Annotated in this window: 10 protein-coding genes and 2 pseudogenes; 4 read left to right on the plus strand and 8 right to left on the minus strand. The window is 43.8% G+C overall.

Annotated elements, in window-relative coordinates; all coding sequences use genetic code 11:
* Together B4K26_RS08750 and B4K26_RS08755 are read left to right on the plus strand one after the other, a co-directional pair.
* A pseudogene (locus tag B4K26_RS08750) lies at nt 1-495 on the plus strand (DNA polymerase III subunit gamma/tau); the annotation flags it as partial.
* Nucleotides 496-729: 234 nt separating this feature from the next.
* Nucleotides 730-1,629: a LysR family transcriptional regulator gene (locus tag B4K26_RS08755; protein WP_296244880.1), complete on the plus strand. Its 900-nt coding sequence runs from the start codon at nt 730-732 to the stop codon at nt 1,627-1,629.
* A gap of 105 nt (nt 1,630-1,734) precedes the next feature.
* Here B4K26_RS08755 and B4K26_RS08760 read toward each other — a convergent pair whose 3' ends face one another.
* Nucleotides 1,735-2,916 (minus strand): aspartate aminotransferase family protein, encoded by a 1,182-nt coding sequence (locus B4K26_RS08760; RefSeq protein ID WP_296244884.1) that lies wholly within the window; start codon nt 2,914-2,916, stop codon nt 1,735-1,737.
* A 40-nt stretch (nt 2,917-2,956) separates the two neighbouring features.
* Complete coding sequence (locus B4K26_RS08765; RefSeq protein WP_296244902.1) at nt 2,957-3,160, minus strand: DNA gyrase inhibitor YacG; 204 nt, start codon at nt 3,158-3,160, stop codon at nt 2,957-2,959.
* Nucleotides 3,161-3,425: 265 nt separating this feature from the next.
* On the opposite strand from B4K26_RS08765, the gene B4K26_RS08770 reads away from it, so the two are divergent.
* A complete protein-coding gene (locus B4K26_RS08770; protein ID WP_296244886.1) occupies nt 3,426-4,067 on the plus strand; it encodes a DUF938 domain-containing protein in 642 nt (213 codons plus the stop codon).
* 194 nt (nt 4,068-4,261) lie between these two features.
* Here B4K26_RS08770 and B4K26_RS08775 read toward each other — a convergent pair whose 3' ends face one another.
* Together B4K26_RS08775 and purD are read right to left on the minus strand one after the other, a co-directional pair.
* Nucleotides 4,262-5,671, minus strand: a complete 1,410-nt coding sequence (locus B4K26_RS08775) for an ABC1 kinase family protein (protein ID WP_296244888.1) — start codon at nt 5,669-5,671, stop codon at nt 4,262-4,264.
* A gap of 276 nt (nt 5,672-5,947) precedes the next feature.
* Nucleotides 5,948-7,273: a phosphoribosylamine--glycine ligase gene (gene purD, locus B4K26_RS08780; RefSeq protein ID WP_296244904.1), complete on the minus strand. Its 1,326-nt coding sequence runs from the start codon at nt 7,271-7,273 to the stop codon at nt 5,948-5,950.
* A 371-nt stretch (nt 7,274-7,644) separates the two neighbouring features.
* Here purD and B4K26_RS08785 point away from each other — a divergent pair, with 371 nt between their 5' ends.
* Complete coding sequence (locus B4K26_RS08785; protein WP_296244890.1) at nt 7,645-12,453, plus strand: NAD-glutamate dehydrogenase; 4,809 nt, start codon at nt 7,645-7,647, stop codon at nt 12,451-12,453.
* Nucleotides 12,454-12,569: 116 nt separating this feature from the next.
* Here B4K26_RS08785 and B4K26_RS08790 read toward each other — a convergent pair whose 3' ends face one another.
* From B4K26_RS08790 to B4K26_RS08805, 4 genes and pseudogenes are all read right to left on the minus strand, one after another.
* Nucleotides 12,570-13,631 (minus strand): WG repeat-containing protein, encoded by a 1,062-nt coding sequence (locus B4K26_RS08790; RefSeq protein ID WP_296244892.1) that lies wholly within the window; start codon nt 13,629-13,631, stop codon nt 12,570-12,572.
* Nucleotides 13,632-13,652: 21 nt separating this feature from the next.
* The gene (locus tag B4K26_RS08795; protein ID WP_296244893.1) at nt 13,653-17,666 is read right to left on the minus strand and encodes an AAA family ATPase; all 4,014 of its coding nucleotides are present in this window, start codon (nt 17,664-17,666) and stop codon (nt 13,653-13,655) included.
* A 79-nt stretch (nt 17,667-17,745) separates the two neighbouring features.
* On the minus strand, nt 17,746-19,287 hold the full coding sequence (locus tag B4K26_RS08800; RefSeq protein WP_296244896.1) for an exonuclease SbcCD subunit D C-terminal domain-containing protein: 1,542 nt from the start codon (nt 19,285-19,287) through the stop codon (nt 17,746-17,748).
* A 523-nt stretch (nt 19,288-19,810) separates the two neighbouring features.
* Nucleotides 19,811-20,075: pseudogene (locus tag B4K26_RS08805) on the minus strand (glutathione-dependent formaldehyde dehydrogenase); the annotation flags it as partial.

Here is a 20,075-nt window from a genome sequence, read left to right on the forward strand (position 1 = left end):
GTTGAACCTGTTGTTGAACCTGACGCAAATGATTCTCAGTTATTATCACAGCTTGAAGATCCTCGCTCCTTATTACGCTGTGCGCCGCAAGAATTGACAGGCGAGTGGACGCCAGAAAAATGGGACTATTGGCTACAATGTGCCCGTGAAGCTGGTAGTTTGGCACCAGATGAGTTGGCATTAGCGCGTCAAGGAATGATGACTGGTCACTGCAATGACCAAGCTGTGTTTGTCACGGCGGTGGATAGTAAGCATTTGCAAGCGACCTTTCAGCAGCTCGCTGCAAAATTGAAAGAGCAGTTTACGCAGGCAGATATCAGCTTACAGATTGATGGCACTATCATGCAAGCCGATGATAAGACGCCTGAGCGTCGTCAACAACAACGCCTGATCCAAGCCAGAACCGTTGCGGAGTCTAGATTGCTCAATACGCCAGTCATGCAATACTTGACGGAACGCGGTGAAGGAAAAATGGGCAAGGTTCAGTTATATTAAACAATCGACAATTTTACGTCTGGTATTTTTTAATCAATAAACCCTTATCTAACTTATGATATTTACCAATATATCAAAGCAGAATGACTCCATTGCCTTGATATTTTTGGTTTTATTAATCGAAAAATCATTTTGAATGACTATCAGAGTGATATTAAAAAACTGTAAGTTTTATTATAATCGGCTATAATGGTTAAGTTATATTAAAAACTAAAAAGCAGCTTAGGTGAGAATATGTTAGATAATTTACGTGGTATGGCTGTGTTTGCCAGTGTGGTCGGACACGGCTCTTTTAGTGGTTCAGCTCGTGAACTGGGAATTACAACCAGTGCGGTTAGTCAGCAGATACGTGCTTTGGAAAATGAGCTGGGCGTGGTGTTATTGCATCGCTCAACTCGTAAGCTAAGCTTAACAGAAGCGGGCGCAAGCTTTTATGAGGCAGCAAAAGATGTGGTTAGCGCTGCCGAACAAGGCCGCATCAAAGTCAATCAATTACGTGATGAGCTTGCTGGTAGCTTGCGTATTGCAACGACACCTGAGCTTGGTGTACATCATATTTTGCCAGCGCTGTCTAGTTGGATGTCGGCGCATGATGACCTTAGCATTACATATTTCGCTGACAATAATTATATCGATATGATTGATGAGCGTATTGATATTGCGATACGTATGAGCCCTAATATCAATGATTCGACCTTAAGCAATCATCCGTTATCTGATGTACGTCAAATGTTGGTCGCCTCACCGCAATATTTACGTCAGAATAAAAAGATTGAAACGCCAAAAGACTTAGCAGACCATCAGCTGATTTGCATCGATATCATGAAAGATGCCAACTATGTGGAGCTTTCTCAAACGGAAACGGGCAAAAAAACACGTATTAAAATGAACTCACGTATCCATACTAATAATGTGTTTATGGCCATGACCTTAGCAAAAGAAGGTCATGGCATTCTTAGAATGATGGAGATGGATGTCAAAAAAGAGCTTGAATCTGGTAATTTGGTCGAAGTGTTGACTGGTTATCAAATGCCAAGTTTCGTTTTGTATGCAGTTACCTTAAACCGTGAGCAACAGCCCGCAAAAATTACGCGCTGCTTAGAAGTATTAAAAAAGTACTTCCATGCGAATTAAGCCTAAACGCTAAAACCATTTACGTTAAATTGTCAGAAAGCAAAAAGCCTATAGATAACTTATCCATAGGCTTTTTTAGCATGAAAGGTTAATTAAGCCAGTCAATTAAAAAGAAGGTTTTAATAGATTAACCAAGCGCTCGACCACTTGTGAGCTTTCATTACGGCTCATATTGAGCGGCGGAAGCAAACGAATCACATGACTACCAGTGACGTTGATGATTAATTTTTGTTCATCACGCGCACGATCAACCAAGCTGCTACAGTCCATCTCTTCGGGGAGGGCGATACCAATCATCATCCCAGCGCCGCGCGCGCTCACACCATATTGCCCAAGCGCATCAACCATACTTTCGCGGATAAACTGCCCTTCAGTAACGGCATTGTCCATGATACTGCCATCGGCAAGTACCTCATAAACGCTGTGTACCACGCGACTGGCCAATGGCGTGCCACCATAGGTTGAGCCATGACTGCCAGCGCCAAACAAGCCGTTGGCACGACCTCGAACCATACAAGCGCCTACGGGGAAACCATTTCCTAAGCCTTTGGCGGTGGTTAATACATCGGGACGAGCGTTGCTATGCTGATAAGCGAAGTATTTTCCCGTTCGACCGTTACCGGTTTGTACCTCATCGAGCATAAATAACCAATTATGACTATCGCATACGGCTTGTAATTGCTCAAGGTACGTAAAGCCATTTGCTGCCGTATTAAGGCCACCTTCACCTTGGATAGGCTCTACGAATACCGCACAGATATCATCATGGTCTTGCGCTGCTTGCTCAATGGCAGCAATATCACCAAAGGGCACACGAATAAAATCTTCATCTAAGGTATAAAAACCTTCACGCGCTTTAGGATTGGCAGTTGCAGATAACGACAGCAAAGTGCGACCATGAAAGGAGTGTTCCATAACGATGCCTTTTGGGCGTTTAAACCCTTGCTGATTAGCATATAGGCGCGCCAGTTTTAATGCCGCTTCGTTGGCTTCAGTACCACTATTGGCAAAAAACACGCTGTCCATTTGCGCCGCATGACACAAAGCTTCGCCAGCACGTTCTTGCCAATCAATACCGAATAAATTACTGGTATGCACCAAGGTCGCTGCTTGCTGCTGGATAGCCTCAGTCACCTTTGGATGACAATGTCCTAAGCCGCACACCGCTATACCCGTCAAGGCATCTAGGTAAGGCGTCTCATCTTTGGTATAAAGCCAACTGCCTGAACCGCGATTAAAGCTGATCGGTTGACGATTATAGGTGGGCATCAGGTAAGTAGCAGACATGCAAAACATCCTCGGAATAAGTAAAGGTTAAAGAGATTGGTTAAAGCTCATCAGAAAATGGCGTGGATTCGGCAGGTAGAGTGTATTCTTCGTTTGCCCATGCGCCTAAGTCGATAAGCTTGCAGTGATGACTACAAAACGGCTTATATTTATTGTCTTGCCAAGCCGTTTGATTGCCACACTGTGGACAAGGATAGGTTTTAGGTAAGGCGTCAGTGCTGTTGTTAGGAGTAGAGTCAGTCATAATAAAAGTGGGCATATCCTATGGGCTATTAGTAAAGGCTGCTATTCAAAACAGTGCTTATCATCAATAGCGAATATTAATAGTGGGTGTTTTTCATCTATAAAATCACTATGGCATTAAATGAAGGAGCGAATGTGCAGTTGTATTTGTCAATTAATGATTGTCATTCAATGAGTAAAGCCGTTGTATTACTATTGGGCTTAATTGACTATATAATAGCATGCGGTCGAATAATGACAAATGACAAATCCCTTAAGGATAGTAAATGACTGACAATCTTGAGCTTTCGCATCAGCAGCAGCGTGCCTTTCAACCACAAAAGCTTTCAGCACCGCGCAATTTTATGATTCCAGCAGTAGTAGCTAATAGGCCGCTGCCTATGGTATTAGAGATTGGGGCAGGGAAGGGCAAGCATGCGCTTAGCTTTGCGCGACAAAGTCCTGATAAACATCTAATAGCTATCGAGCGCACGCGCAATAAGTTCGATGCTTTTACTAAATTGGCAGAGCAGCAGAAATTAAGCAATCTGAGTGCGATTCATGCCGATGCCATCGCGTGGATTGTTCATGCCATCGCACCGAACAGTATCGAACGTATTTTTATACTCTATCCCAATCCTGAGCAACACAATCCCAATCAACAATGGTTAAATATGCCTTTCTTTGAGTTTTTACTTTCTCGTTTGCAAGTAGGCGGAGAAGTGATTCTAGCTACTAATATAGAAGCGTATATAGATAATGCAGAGCGGCAAGCCAATGAGGTTTGGCGTCTTCCAAACACGCGTCATCAAGTAGCAAGCGATAGTCAACGCACTCATTTTGAGGTTAAGTATTTGGCACGTGGAGAAACTTGTTGGCAGTTAACCTTGCGCAAGCCTGAGGGTTATAAGACCAGGTTTGATAATTGACAAACTAACCATAAAGCGCAGAAAAATAAATAGCCTAAGCAAAGATATTTATTCTTAAAGGCACAAGCTAATAAAGACAAAATTAAAATTAAATAGATTTTAGGATATACCTAAAAAATAGCCTAAGCAAATAAAAACAAAACAAAAAAAGACCGCCACAAAAAGGCGGTCCAAAAAACATCCAAATTTTTACATTATAAAAAAGGCTTTACTAGCTTATTAGAATCCGTATGAGCATCTAACACAGTCAAAAACGTGTAAGCACCAATAAACTTCCTACTAATAAACATAAATTCCTTAGGTGGCAGGTTAAATTCGAAAGACTGCATTGCTCGCGTGGCATCATTTGAAAGGCGAGTATGTAATTTGCTATTTGCCCAAATATAACGCTGCTGCTCATCCAAACAATCATCAGGAATATCTGGATTTAAGGCTGGGTCACTAAAAGGTTCGGTAGCCAATAAAAACAATGAAGCAATGTCAGAACGTACTTTATCACTCATGCTATCAAAGAAATCATAACCCGTCATGGCTCGTTTCATTGCCTCGTGATCATGATGATATCCTGCTCGCAATAGCCCATGTGCAATCGTTAATAGGTTATCATCAAACTGGCGAATCGCACCAAAATCTAGCAAGACCAGTTTATCAATTTCACTTTCATCAGTAGCAACACGGACGAGATAATTGCCAAAATTTGGATCTGTTTGCATCTCACCCCAAACAAAAATTTCTTGCATCATGATTTCAATAGCTGCTTGACCGATGGCACTGCGGCGCTCATGCGGCAATAATTGCAGAGCTTCAGAAACTACAGTGATGCCCGGCTCATAAGACATGCATAACAAGCGTTTGGTTGAGTAAGTACGATTAATTTTGGGAACAATATAGCGCGGGTCGTTAAGTAGCCGCTCATAAAAACGCTCTGTGGTCGCGGCTTCCGCTTCATAATCGACTTCATGATGGAGTAGGTCGCGTATCTCATCAAACCAAGCATCGAGCGCCCGTGTTTGTGGCACGATATTACTAACCCTCAAGAGACGCTTAAATAAAGCCAAGTCAGAGTTGATAGCGTCAGCAACACCAGGGTATTGAATTTTTAATACCACTTCTTCGCCAGTTGCTAATATAGTAGCGCGATGAACCTGGGCAAGGGAAGCGGTACCAATAGGAATCGGGTCAACGTCTAACTCATTTAACTTAGTACCTAGTAGCTGCCGTAATGTCAGCTCAATTTTTGGCCATGCTAGAGTTGCAGTATCGTCATTGAGCGTTTGCAGGGCTCGCGTGATTTCAGGCGGTAATACGTGCTCACCGTAAATTGCTAACATTTGACCGATTTTTACCACAGATCCTTTTAATTTACCCAACTCTTCTGCCAAATAATTTGCCTGTTCTTCCATAAATATCTGGTTGCGTGCCGTCCGTGCTTCTTTATTTAAAAACATACCAGACACACTATTACCCGCCCAACGACGTCCAATATTTAAGGAGGTTTTAGCAATAGACATACGACGTTCAAACCCTGAGGTTTTTAAGTTGTCGATAGATTGCTTATTATTAGACGTTTTATTATTAGAAGGTCTAGAGGTATCATTTGCCATAAATATAATCATTCATCCGGTTGCTATTGATTTGCGGGCGTAAAGCCGACAATACAAGGAAGATGCGACGTACTGGGACAAAATTGTATCATATAATGGCAGATAGGTTGAGATGCCTTAGCTAAGCGTTATCAGTTACTTTGTAATTTTAAGTATGGCTATTAATCGCTCTTGCTATTAGAGAGCAAAAAAATACGACCTAGCGCTATACTAAGTCGAATACTTATAAAAATTATGGTGCTTTAAAAATATAATTTTTAAATGAACTCAGTCGTACTAGACGTTTTCACGTGCAATCGCTTGGTGACCAATATCACGGCGATAATGCGCGCCATCAAAACTAATCGCCCCTGTCACTGCTAAGGCTGCTTGCTGCGCGCCAGAAATACTATCAGCCAATGCCGTCACGCATAATACGCGACCGCCATTGGTTACGATTTCTTTTTCATCGCTAAGCGCCTCTTGATTAGAAAACGCCGTGCCAGCATGAAAGACTTTTACCGAACTTTGATTGTTGGTATCCAATTCTGGCAAGCCTGTGATGACATCATCTTTTGATGAGGTTTCAGGATAACCTTTTGACGCAACAACAATACCGAGGGCAGGGCGCTCATCCCACTTAGCTTTAGTCGGTAATTTACCATCTAAGCCTTGGGCGACCAAGTCAACCATCGATGATTGTAAACGCATCAAAATTGGCTGCGTTTCTGGATCGCCAAAACGGCAGTTAAATTCAATGACATACGGGTCGCCAGCCTCATCAATCATCAGCCCAGCGTATAAAAACCCAGTGTAAGGATGACCAGCAGCTTTCATCGCATTAACGACAGGTTGAATAACTCGCGTTATAACTTTGTCATGAACGTCTTGAGTGACGACAGGTGCAGGAGAATAAGCACCCATGCCACCAGTATTTGGACCAGTATCCCCTTCAAATGCACGCTTATGGTCTTGGCTAGTTGCCATCGGTAAGATGTTGTCACCATCTACCATGCAAATAAAGCTGGCTTCTTCACCTTGCAAGAATTGCTCAATGACCACGCGGCTACCAGCATCGCCGAATTTATTATCGCCAAGCATATCGTCAATCGCCTCATGCGCTTGTTCGATAGTTTCGGCAACGATAACGCCTTTACCAGCAGCAAGACCATCGGCTTTGATCACAATAGGTGCGCCTTGCTCATCAATGTAAGCTTTAGCAGCAGCAGCGTCTGTAAACCCTTGGTATGCCGCAGTTGGAATCTTGTTTTGCGCCATAAATTCTTTAGCAAAGGTTTTTGAGCCTTCTAGCTGCGCACAATAAGCCGTTGGACCCCAAGCCTTAACACCAGCGGCACGGCACGCATCAACAATTCCTGTTACCAATGGCGCTTCTGGACCGACAATCACCATATCAACGCTATTTTTTTGGCAAAATTCGATGACCGCACTGTGCTCATCAGCATCGGCTGAATCTTTTAACGTGACGTTTTGGCATTTAGGCTCAAGAGCGGTGCCAGCGTTACCAGGCGCGACATAAATGTTTTGTACGTTGTCATCTTTTGCACACTGCCATGCAAGTGCGTGTTCGCGACCACCTGAGCCAATCACCAAAATATTCATCATACGTCTTGCCCTTAGCATCAAAATTCATTGTGAGTTGTTTGCGAGTTAGTTTTTTGGGAGTTAATAGTGAGCCAGTAAAATCTGCTGCAACATACTGCGGTATTCTAACAAAAAATTGCCGTGATTGTCATGAGTATCCACGTGCCAGCAAGTATTAGATAGAGTACAGCGTTAGAATATTATTATCTCATTATTAAAGACTGTCTCATTATCAAAGGTTATCGACATCTTATTGATTCATGAAATGATGTTGTACGCTTTAGCTATGCGTTGAGGTGCGTTACAATTTAATAGATTGGCAACAGTGAAGACCAATAATTGGTTATTAAAAAACGAGAACAACAAACCTATATCAAAGGACAACGGACATGCCTAATACCCTAAATATCGCAAAAGAGCGGATCAGCCAGATAAGCGATATTGCCACCAGTTATGTACAAAAGGACAAATCGCTATTTGACCATTTTATTCATAGCTATTATCAGACGCTGCATCAAGAAGCGGCAAAAGATATGAGTAATATTGATTTGGCTGGGATGGCTCTCCACCATTTTACCTTACTCAAAGCCTATGACGGCCATCAACCGCAGCTTGCTATTTTAAATCCAATCGCAGAAGAGCAGCATTTTCATAGCTCTCATACCGTTATTCAAATAGTCGCTTATGACAGACCATTTCTAGTAGATACCATTTTGATGAGCCTAGAGGCAGAAGGTATCGACGTTCATCGCACCTATAACATTATTATTGGGGTTGAACGCGACGAAAATGGCGACATTACCCATGTTGAAAGTGCGCACGAAAGCAATACCTCAAAAATGTCTCTCATTCATTGTGAAATCGCTTATCAAAACGATGAAGAATTGGCAGCGCTAAAGCAAATGCTGCTCGCAAAAATTGATACCCTCGATATTGTCGTTGATGATTGGCAGCAGATTCGCAGCAAGCTGACCGATATAAAGGCGGAGCTGGCTGCGAATAATTTACCAGAGGTATATTATTCACAGCAAGAGATTCAAGCGTTTTTAGATTGGGTATTAGACGATCATTTTATCTTTTTGGGCTATCGCGAATACCGCTTAGAGGATGATGATAATTTAGACTTATACGCCATTGGTAATAGTGGTCTTGGGCTATTGCGCAGCGGTAGTGAAGATACGCTTTCAAAGAGCTTTAATGAGCTACCAAATAATCTGAAAAAACTATTAACCGAGCCGCGCGTATTGATGCTATCTAAATCAAGCCGCGTGTCACCCGTCCATCGTCCGGTATACATGGACTTTTTAGGCATTCATAAGTTTGATGCCGATGGCACCTTGATTGGCGAATATCGTTTTATTGGACTATTTACCGCGCAAGCTTATCAGCTAAGCGTACAACAGATTCCACTACTGCGTGAAAAAGCCGATAAAATCATGGCAATGGCGGATTTACCGCGTCATGGTCATGCGTATCATAAAATGATGCATGTGATTAATTCTCTGCCACGTGACGATCTGTTTCAAGCCAGCGTTGAAGAGTTATACCCTATCGTCTCTGGCATTAGCCAATTGCAGGACAAAAAAAGCCTACGTTTATTTAGCCGCGTCGACCATTATCAGCGCTTTGTGTCCTGCTTGGTCTATATCCCGCGCGATAAATTCAATACCGAGCTGCGTATTAAAGTGCAAAATGTTCTAAAAGACGCTTACGGTGGTACGTCCTCTGGCTTTACGACGGAATTTAACGAGTCGGAACACGCCCGCGTCCATGTGCATGTTCGAACTGTGCCAGGTCAAGTGAACGAAGTAGATACAGGGGCGCTGCAAGATAAACTATCGGCTCTTATGCAGTCATGGAGCGATAATTACCAAAAAATGCTGCTCGATAATGTGGGCGAACAGCAAGCCAATGCCTTAATGCGCCGCTTTTTAAGTTATATTCCAGCAGCCTATCAAGAACGCTTCGATGCGCGCACAGCGGTCGAAGACACCAAACGTTTGGCAGGCTTGAGTGATGAGCAGCCAATGATTTGGCATTTATATCAATCAACGGGCGACGCCAGCAATCAATTGCACCTAAAGCTATACGGTCGTCAAAACCCTGTGATTCTGTCAAAAGTCTTACCGGTGCTAGAAAACTTTGGCGTATCGGTCATCTCTGCCCAAACTTATGAGTTCGATTTACCAGAACAGCCAATTTGGATGCAAGAGTATGAGCTGGTGCTTGAGCATGTTGATACCATTAATATGCAAGTAGTGCGCGCACAGTTTGAAGACAGCCTCAAGCAAATTTGGGCAGGTCGTGTTGAGAGTGACTCCTTTAATGAGTTGGTATTAACCACCAAACTCGATACTTATGACGTGGTAATACTACGAGCTTTGTCGCGTTATATGATACAAGCAAAAGCGCCGTTCTCTAGTGCCTATATCCAGCAAACCGTGGTGAAAAATAGCGCAATTAGCCTCGCCCTAAGCGAGCTATTCGACGCGCGTATGAACCCTAAATATAGTGAAGAGGAACGTGCCAGCAAAACCAGTCAAACTCGAGAGCAAATCAACACTGCCTTGGCTGGTGTCAGTAGTTTAGATGAAGATCGTATCCTGCGTTGGTATTTAGATTTGATTAACGCGATGGTGCGAACCAACTTCTATCAAAGAGAAGCGGACGGTCAACGTAAAGACCGCTTGTCGTTTAAGTTCTTGGCGGCAGACATTCCCAACTTACCCAAACCTAAGCCAATGTTCGAGATATTTGTCTACTCGCCACGCGTTGAAGCGGTGCATTTACGCGGCGGCAAAGTCGCTCGCGGTGGCCTACGTTGGTCGGACCGAATGGAGGATTTCCGTACTGAAGTCCTCGGTCTGGTCAAAGCACAAATGGTCAAAAACGCGGTGATTGTCCCGGTTGGCTCAAAAGGCGGTTTTATCGTTAAGACCAAAACCATGGCCGATGGTCGCGAAGCCTTTCAAGCAGAAGGTATCGCCTGTTATCAAGCATTCCTGCGCGGTATGCTTGATGTGACTGATAATATTGTTGATGGCAAGATTGTCCCGCCAGCCAACACAGTGCGTCATGACGAGGATGATCCATACTTAGTCGTTGCCGCCGATAAAGGTACCGCTACCTTCTCTGATATCGCCAATGCTTTGTCTGCCGAATATAATTTTTGGTTAGATGATGCCTTTGCTTCAGGTGGCTCGGTCGGTTATGACCATAAAGCCATGGGTATCACCGCTCGCGGTGGTTGGGAATCGGTCAAACGCCACTTCCGTATGCGCGGTATGGACATTCAAAACCGTGATGACTTTACCGTCGTTGGTATCGGTGATATGAGCGGCGACGTTTTTGGTAACGGCATGCTCAGATCAACACATACTAAGTTGGTCGCAGCCTTTAACCATTTGCACATCTTTATCGATCCGAATCCTGATACCGCAGCGTCTTATGCCGAGCGTGAACGTTTATTTAATCTGCCGCGCTCGACGTGGGACGATTATGACAAATCACTCATCAGTCAAGGTGGGGGCGTGTTCTCACGTCAAGATAAAACCATTGCTATCAGTCCTGAGATGAAAGAAGTATTCGCTATTGAAGCGGATGCTTTAGCACCCAATGATTTAATCAGCGCGCTGTTAAAATCGCCGGTTGATTTGATTTGGAATGGCGGTATCGGAACCTATGTAAAAAGTGCTAATGAAAGTCATGCCGATGTCGGTGACCGTGCCAATGACGCCGTGCGCGTCAACGGTGGTGAGCTGCGTACGGCGGTCGTTGGCGAGGGCGGTAATTTAGGTTTTACTCAGCAAGGGCGTATCGAATACGCGCAAACGGGCGGGCGCATTTATACCGACGCCATTGATAACTCAGGCGGCGTCAATTGCTCAGATCATGAAGTTAATATCAAGATATTGCTTGGTAAAGTGGTCGAGCAAGGTGATATGACGCTCAAGCAGCGTAATGAGCTGTTAGAGTCTATGACCGATACGGTCGCTGAATTGGTGCTGCGCCAAAATTATCTACAACCGCAAGCGCTTGAGCTTAGCCATCTGCGCGCGGCGGCAAATTTAAGTGATCATCAACGCTTTATTCAAATGTTAGAAAGTGAGGGTCGTCTTGACCGCGCGATTGAATATCTACCATCGGATGAAGAAATTGCCAGACGCCAAAAAGCCGGCACGGGGCTGACCAATCCTGAGCTGGCCGTTGTGATGGCGTACGGCAAAATGTGGGTTTATGACAATTTACTATTGTCGGACTTACCGGATGCGCCGTACTTCGTCAATGAGCTGCGTCAATACTTCCCTGACGAGCTGGCCTCACGCTTCTTTGATGAGATGAAAGAACATCGCCTGCACCGTGAAATCATCAGCACCTATTTGACCAATAACATCGTCAACCGTTTAGGTATCGAAGCGTTATTCCGCCTACATGAGGAAACAGGACAAACGCTTGCTACGATTGCGCGCGGTTATGCGATTGCTCGTGATGTTTTCCACATCTCAAAAGCATGGGAGAAACTTGAATCTCTTGATAATCAAGTCGATGCAACCTTACTACTCGAGCTTGAGCTGCGTTTGCGTGATGCCCTTGAAAATGGGGTCGTGTGGTTTATCAATGCCTTTGGTCAGGATTTGCACGTTGCTGATATGATCAATCGCTTTGAGGATAGCGTCGAGAAATTGACCAAAGCAGGTGGTTTTATCGAGCAGCAATTCTCAGAATACTTGCAAGAAGACACCACCAGCTTGATGGAAAATGATCTGACTGCTAATGATGCTGGGATGTTTGCGATGTTGCCTTATCATGTTGACGCGCTAGATGCGGCGCTGTTGGCTGAGCAGTATGAGCGCCCGGTCGATGAGATTGCGACCTTGTACTTTGAGGCCTACCACGTCTTGCAGCTGGACTGGATGATGGACAATATCGCCAACTTACCGCAGCAAGACCACTGGGATCGCCGTGCGCGTCACGCGCTTGTCAACGAAGTCTCACGCAGCCTGCGGATGCTGATGGATACTTTATTAACACAACCTGATGCTAAAGAAGCATTTAGTGACTGGAAATCACGCCATGCTAGCCAGCTTGAGTCCATCACCGCAGAGATGCAAAAAATTGATAGCAATGATGAAAGTGATATCAGTTTATCAACGTTATCAGTATTGATGAGTGAGCTTAGTGGCTTAGTGAGCAAATAGTAGACCAAATAAAAGTAATCCTATCATTTGACTAAAAAACCACTGTTATGATTTAACGGTGGTTTTTTCTTTCTAGTGTCCAAATACTTGGATGATAAATAGGAGCAGTAAAAGCGCTAATCTAAGGTTATGAATGTATTCAAACGGCGCATTTTGCCATTCTTTTCAACCCAAACCTTATCTGCATCGTCACGATAGCTATCAAATTGAGGTTTTAGTATCACATCGCCTTTATGATCAACAATCCCAAACTTACCCGCTCGTTTATAGGTATAAAGCTGATGATATAGTAGCTTTCTAATCGGTGCTTCTGATGAGAGGATGGGCTTACCATTAGTATCAATAATCTGAGCGCTAAGAATTTTGTCTTGCATATCTTCGCTCATCCCCGTAGCGGTGCTACCAGTGGTTAAAGTGCTGCGCAGAAAGAGTAATGGCGGCGCAGAACTATTAAAAGCTTCAATGTGTTGATCGGCTGCAAAAGGAATGATGATTTCGTTATTTTGAGCAATGAGCGCCGTTTTGTCTTTTAAGCTGACTTGCAGATATAAAGGCTGACCTGTACAAGCGTTTAATGGACGAAGCGCCTCATATTGCGGCATGATGGCCCAATAACCTCTATCATCGAGCAACCCTGTAAGCCCTTTGTTATTGGTCACTTTAAAATAGTCTTGGTCATAATCAGAGTCATAGTGCGCATGTTCGATACGAACATCAGCTAGTGAATATATCCATTCGCCATGACGATCGATAATACCCTGCTTGTTCTCATCATCTGCTGAATTAACGCCAACCATAAAGCTGGTCGCAATATCAGGCTCGGTTTGGATAGTGTCATATTTAAAAGGGATGATAATCTTGCCAGCGGCATTGATAACACCATATTTACCGTGTTGCTTGGCTATGACGTATTTATCCATCACGACATAAGCATCCCTTAAATCCTTTGTAATGACTCTGCCATCTAACTCCTGCAACTGCTGCGTGCCATCGGCTTGTTCGACTAACTTTCCAGCAAACGGCTGATTGTTTTCAACGCGTTCAAAATAACTGCTCGGTAAGTAACCAGCGCAATGAATCGTTGCATGCGCAGTCGAAAAGCTCAAAATAAAAGCAATAGTTATAAAGGTAATCATCAATCGCGTATTCATGTGAAAGGGTTTAACTATACTATTCATAAATGAGCCACCTTTTAGCCGTTAACTGGCGATATGATAACAGCCTTGCCCAGTGATTTTACTAAAGCCACCTGAGAGCTTAGTGACTTGAATTTGGGTCAAAATACGCTCTTTTAAGGCGGCAACGTGCGAGATAACCCCAATCAATTTGCCTTCTTGTTGCAAGCTGGTCAAGGTATCGAGGGCAATATCCAGAGATTCTTCATCGAGCGTACCAAAGCCTTCATCTAAAAATAGTGAATCGACGCGAATATTATGACTGGCCATCTGCGACAGTCCGAGTGCCAATGCCAAGCTGATAATAAAACCTTCACCGCCCGAGAGATTTTTGGTACTGCGAACCTCACCGCCTTGATAATTGTCAATAACATTGAGCTCAAGCGGGTTATTATCATCACGAGTGAGCAGATAGCGATCGCTCATTTTATGTAGTTGGGCATTGGCATGGGTCACCATAATATCAAAGGTTAAGCCCTGTGCAAAAGTACGATACTTTTTGCCACTACTTGAGCCGATCAATTCGTTCAACTGTCGCCAGACTTGCAGGGTTTCTTTTTGCTGAGCAATCGCTTGGCGCTGCGCTTGCTGGTTGCCCTTTTTCTCTTCATTGTCTTTCAGCTGTTGGCTCATGGCACCGATTGCTTCAATCAAGCGCTGCAACTCGTTTTGTATGAGCTGCTGCTGCTCGACTAGCGTTTCTCTATCTTCAGTGGTTAAAGGTGTCGACTTTTTCTCTGCCAGCGCTTGCATGGTTTGAGTTAACAAGGATTGCGCTTGTTTGAGCGTATCACTTATTTGCTGCTGCTGTTCAGTCAAGCTATGACGTTCTGCGGCAGGAAGGCGAGCGCGCAAAAATCCTGCTTCATCAATAAAGTCAGAGGTGGCGAGCGCTGCTTGAAAGATATCTTCTTGAGCGGTGAGGGCAGTAGTAGCACTCGTTAATTGGTCGGCAAGCTGTTGCTGTTGCTTTTGTAATTGTTTAAAGGTGAGCTCAGTGCTATCTAACTGCCGCTGCGCTGCTGCTTGTTCGGTATGCGCCTGTTCAAGGATAGTGCGTAACCTTGTTTCTTCTTCATCAGGATTGATATTAATGTTGCTATTATCATTATCAGTGTTTGGCACATTGCCTGCAAAAATATTATCTGCAAAAATATCGCGCCGCTCAGCCGTTAATTGCGCCAGCATCTCAGATTTCGCAATAATTGCCTGCAGCAAATCATCAAGCTCAACCTCTTGTTTATCCAACTGGGCTTGCTTGGTTTCGATTTGCACAGTAACGCTGCCAATCGCAGTGATTAGGTTTTGCTGGGCATTTTTATAAGCAGTAAACTGCTGCTTTAGTTGCACCAAACTACTACGCTGCTGACGCAGCGTATCAAGATGAACCTCATAGTTAACTTTGTTTAGCACAACTTGCTGGTCAATACTCGCCAGCAATGGCTGCAAAGCAGCAGGTTTGGTAACGGCATCTAGCTCATACTTGCCCGCAAGATACTTATTTAATATCGCTAATATAGCGTCTTTAAGCTGGGATAATTCGGCAAAATTCGTCGAGATTTTTTCATCGATAGCGTTCAAAGCCATTGCGCTTATTTGAGTGTTGCTCTTAATCTCATAAATATCATTGGCAAGCCGATACTGCTGCTTTTCAAAGTCTTCAATGGTTTTTCTTGTTTTAGCAAAATCATCGCTAAGCGCTTCATACTGTACAAGCATATCTTTTAGAGACTGTTTGCGCTCGCCAAGTTGGTCTTTAATCGTATCTAGCAACGATAAATTTTCTTTTACTAAGCGCTCTTTTATAAGGGTTGAATCGTCAGCTGAATCGTTCGCTATTTGCTTAGTCAACAAATCCATATCTATGCCAATTTGGCTAAGCTGAGTCATGCTTGCGGTCACGGCGTTAGAATAGGTTTTAGCCAAAATCGGCTGTATTAAGTCATTGCTGTCCGCGCACAGTTTTTTTATCTGCTCATGGAGGGGGGTTTTTTGCTCTTGCAACTGCTTAATCTGATTTTGTGTGGTGGCATATTCAATACGATGATTGGATAGGGTTTGTTCTAGCGCCTTGATCGTCGTATCCAGCTCGCTTATTTGCTGCTGTGTTTGAGTCACTTCGGCTACCTCTTTGTTCAATACGGGATGATGCGCTCCGTAAGGATGCTCGCGCGCACCGCAAAGTGGACAAGGGTCGCCCTCTTTTAGTTGGGTAATATAACGCTCTAAGCTGGCAACCTGTTGCCATGAATCGAGCAGCTTTTGTTTATCTTGACGGCGGCCCTTGGCGTCTGCCATAAGCGCTTCGTTGTCAGTAATGCTCGCCGCCAGTTTGGTCAAGGCATCATTAATGGTCGGCAGGGCAGTGTTTATCTTATTGATTTGGGTAGCAAGCGTTTCAATTTGCTGTGCCTTAAAGCTCACTTGCTCTATCTGGCTGTGCGTGTGCTCAATCTGCTCTTGCTCATCACGTATAGCAGCCAATGATTGCGTTTGGGTTAATGGCGCCTGCTGTTTTTGCAAAGCGGATAGCGCTTCATACGCCTTGGCAATCAAAGCGTTGGTAGCATCTTGCTGCTGCTGATATTCATCGAGCTTGGTTTGATATTGGCCTATGTTCTGATGATGAATAATTTTTTCGTCTGCCAAAGCGGCATTATCTTTCAGCAGCGCTTTTAGGCGGCTGCCATGACTATCAAAATTTGCCGCATCGGTATCTATATCGCGCAAAGCGGCGGCGTCAATCAAGTATTTTTCTATCATTGCTAACTGGGCTTTGTCCTGATTGAATTGGACGGTATGGTTTTCTATCTCTTGGCGTAAGCCTTGCGTATTGGTCGCTAGGCTATGTCTTCTTTTCTGCTGATCATTTAACACCTGCATTTGCTGAGCGATTGCAGCATCTAGCTTACGAGCGTGAGCAATTTTTGGTAACGTGATTTGCAGCGTGTCATGTGCGCTTTGCGTATGAGCGTCAGCTGCTTTTAGCGTAATCACCGCGTGCGCAAGGCGCTCTTCTTGCTGCGGCAGCTGATGAGTTAGCGCCTGCTGATCATTTTGCAAACGCTTGACAGTGTCCCGGTTATGGGCAAGTTGGCTGTATTGGCTGTCAATCTCCAAGGCTTTATTGGCGGCGTTAAGTCGCTTAGCATCAGGAGCGAAATCCGTCTGCGCTTGCTTGGCGGCCGTAACTTCATTTTGATAATTATCGACGTTCTTTTGTAATTCTGCCACCGTTTCGAGCCAATTGATTTGGGCTTGTAGTCGTTGATACTGTTTTTGCTGTTTGGTTTGCGCAGTTTGATGCGAGGTTAATTTTTCATTAATCAGTGCTTCTTCATCGGCGTCTAATAACGTTAAACCATCTAAGCCAAACTGTAGTTTATTTAAAATCTCTTCTTCCGCGCGTTTTTTTTCAAAGACATGGGTCGATATCGTCGCATAGATATCTGTACCCGTGATTTTTTCTAAGATATCGGCACGCTCATCGGCCTTAGCCTTTAAAAACGCGGAAAAACTCCCTTGCGCCAGTAAGATGGAGCGCGTGAACTGCTGAAAATCCATCCGTGTCAGCTCAACAATTTTTTCTTTGGTGCGTGACAGTTTGCTTTCTAGTATTTCATCGCCTTTAAGCTTGTCATCTTTGCTATCGGCATTACTGTCATCGTCAGTTTTAGGCGTTACCAAAGCGATTTCATGGGTGGCATCTTGCAAGTTACCATCAGCCTTGCCATAAGCGCGGCGCTGCCCCCATCGACATCGATATTGCGTGCCATTTAAATCAATGACCACTTCCGCAAAACACTCTGCCGTTTGCCGCGTCATGACCTCGTTGCTACTTTTACTGATGTTATTAATCCGCGGTGTCTCACCATAGAGCGCAAGACAAATCGCATCCAAAATCGTGGTCTTGCCCGCGCCGGTCTGCCCAGTAATGGCAAAGATGCCTTCATTGATAAACGCAGAATCAGCAAAATCGATATGCCATTCGCCCTTTAAAGAGTTTAAGTTTTTGAGTCGCAGTTCGATTAGGCGCATGTTTCGGTCTTTGTCGTTTGAATGGATGGTTGTGATTGGGATTTGGAGCTTATGTTTTAATGCCGCGCTCATTGCTCATTTACTCAGCCCGACTGTCATCATGGTAGATATTATGGAGTATTTGCTGATAAGCGCTGCGTAATGACGCTTTTTGCGTATCGGCAATGCCATTGATTTCTAGGCATTTATCAAACACATCGAGCTCATTTAAGTCCTGTAAGTTTTCAGAGGCTTGCTGTTGATTGAGCACTTTATTATACGTTCGCGTGTTTTTAATTTTTAACACTTCACAAGTTAAGCCCTCGATCATGGCATTCACTTCTTCACGCAGCTCATTGACGATTTCATCACCGTCATAAATCACTTCTAGCCAAATAGACTCTGACGGTTGCAATGATTTTATCGTAGCAGCGATGGTAGTCAAATCGCCCGTTATCTGCGCCAATTTTTGAAAGCAAGGAATCGGCAACGAGATTACCTGCATTTGCCGTGACTCATCATGATGCAGTCGTTGAGATGTTAAATCAGACGTTGTAAAAGTGGAATCAAGCTGTACCGCCTCTGACTGAGTAAAGGATTCTTCATCGACGTTAATTACTGCGTTTTCTTCCTGCTCAACAAAAGCAAATAAATCATCCATAAATTTAGGCGTTTGAGTGGCTGCTTTTTTTACTGCGGCTTTGGTAGAGGATAGAGAAGGTTCATTCTGCACGTTTGGTCCTGCTGGCGTGATGTTGTCTTTAGCATCTTCTTCAATATCCTGCTCTGTGGCACCAAATTGCACCAATAAAACCTGCTTTTGCTGCTTTGCTTCGCCAAAACCCATGGCGATAGGCGAGCCTGAATAGCGGATATGCTCACAGCCGCCGACGCGCTGCGGTACGTGCAAATGCCCAAGTGCCACATAATTAAAGCCATCATCAAACATATCAGCGGAGATTTGACCGAGCGAGCCAACATAAAGATCGCGCACGCCATCATCTTCTGTAGTTTTACTACCTGCGGCGAATAAATGCCCCGTCGCGATAATAGGAATATGGCGCTGATGAGCGTCGCTTAAATGCTCCTGTCTTGCTTTGGCAATGCTAGCCACTTCATCATAATGCGCTCGAATACCCTTGATAACATTGGCGTCTTTGCTATCCGTAGACTCGCCAGCATGACTATTTCGAACGTCACGATCACGCAGATAAGGCACAGCGGCGATAATACAATGCGGTGTGCCATCAATCGCGTCTAAAACCAACACTTCATCATTTAAATCGTCACAAGCAGTACCGATGACATGGACATTTAGAAACTTTAAGACTTTACTTGGAGCATCTAAAAAAGTCGGGGAGTCGTGGTTGCCCGCGACGATGACAATATGCTCGCAGCACAATTTTGATACTTTGCCTAAAAACTCATAATACAGCGCTTGGGCTCTGTTACTTGGCGTCATGGTGTCAAAGATATCACCGGCAACGATAAGTACGTCCACTTTTTGCGCGCTAATGGTCTCTTGTAGCCAACTCAAAAAGGCTTCAAATTCCTCATAACGCATGCGCCCATAAAGTCTGCGTCCCAAATGCCAGTCGGAGGTATGAAGAATAGTAAGCGGTTTAATAGCAAATGCAGGCATAAGTGAACTTAATAATGAGTAGAAGACTGCGATTATTCTAGCAAGAATTACTGCGGTTTGCTGTGGTTATAAACTTATAGTAGATTCACTTTATATACGATACAGTGCTATGGCTAATGGTCTGTTAAAAGTAGTTTCATTATACCAGTCTGTTTTAAGTGGTCTGTTAATAGGCTTTTGGGGTGAAACAGCTGATTCCCTTAGGGTATACCTTATATCAGAAAACAATCATCTTGGTTCTGCGAATCATGTATTAGCTTTTCTGGTGGGCAGCTTACCGTTGGCAGATGACAATTTAAAGAGTACTTGATAACCAGATTGCTTATGCTCTCTGGTTTTTTTGATTGAAGATTTCTACATTTATGCCTTTGCTTTAACAGACTTTTTTATTTTTTTGTCGTGTGCAGAGAAAAATAAGTTAAAGATTTTTTTACTAGCTGCTTTAGCGATAATCATTATTTAAGATAATCTCGTTAAAGCAGCTATGACTTAACTCTTAAATGTTAAGGGTAAATTTGAAAAATCAAGGAGTTAAAATGACTTTACGACATTCTTCTTCACGCTTTTCGAAAATTTCATAACCTTTAGCAGCGTCAGACAAATTCATACGGTGAGTAATAATAGCTTCAGGTGATAAATCACCATTTTCAATATATTCTAATAATTGTGGTAAATACTTGTGTACATGGGTTTGGCCCATTTTGAAAGTAAGCCCTTTATCAAAAGCGTCACCAAATAAGAAACCATGAATGGGTCCTGCATATATACCAGGAACACTAACGACCCCG

Source organism: Psychrobacter sp. UBA6766 (assembly GCF_002453355.1).
GTDB lineage: Bacteria > Pseudomonadota > Gammaproteobacteria > Pseudomonadales > Moraxellaceae > Psychrobacter.

What these genes read in the sequence shown, in the direction of transcription:
- B4K26_RS08755 (WP_296244880.1), top strand. Translation starts at nt 730, where the DNA reads ATGTTAGATAATTTACGTGGTATGGCTGTGTTTGCCAGTGTGGTCGGA.
- B4K26_RS08760 (WP_296244884.1), bottom strand. Translation starts at nt 2,916, where the DNA reads ATGTCTGCTACTTACCTGATGCCCACCTATAATCGTCAACCGATCAGC.
- B4K26_RS08765 (WP_296244902.1), bottom strand. Translation starts at nt 3,160, where the DNA reads ATGACTGACTCTACTCCTAACAACAGCACTGACGCCTTACCTAAAACC.
- B4K26_RS08770 (WP_296244886.1), top strand. Translation starts at nt 3,426, where the DNA reads ATGACTGACAATCTTGAGCTTTCGCATCAGCAGCAGCGTGCCTTTCAA.
- B4K26_RS08775 (WP_296244888.1), bottom strand. Translation starts at nt 5,671, where the DNA reads ATGGCAAATGATACCTCTAGACCTTCTAATAATAAAACGTCTAATAAT.
- purD (WP_296244904.1), bottom strand. Translation starts at nt 7,273, where the DNA reads ATGAATATTTTGGTGATTGGCTCAGGTGGTCGCGAACACGCACTTGCA.
- B4K26_RS08785 (WP_296244890.1), top strand. Translation starts at nt 7,645, where the DNA reads ATGCCTAATACCCTAAATATCGCAAAAGAGCGGATCAGCCAGATAAGC.
- B4K26_RS08790 (WP_296244892.1), bottom strand. Translation starts at nt 13,631, where the DNA reads ATGAATAGTATAGTTAAACCCTTTCACATGAATACGCGATTGATGATT.
- B4K26_RS08795 (WP_296244893.1), bottom strand. Translation starts at nt 17,666, where the DNA reads ATGCGCCTAATCGAACTGCGACTCAAAAACTTAAACTCTTTAAAGGGC.
- B4K26_RS08800 (WP_296244896.1), bottom strand. Translation starts at nt 19,287, where the DNA reads ATGCCTGCATTTGCTATTAAACCGCTTACTATTCTTCATACCTCCGAC.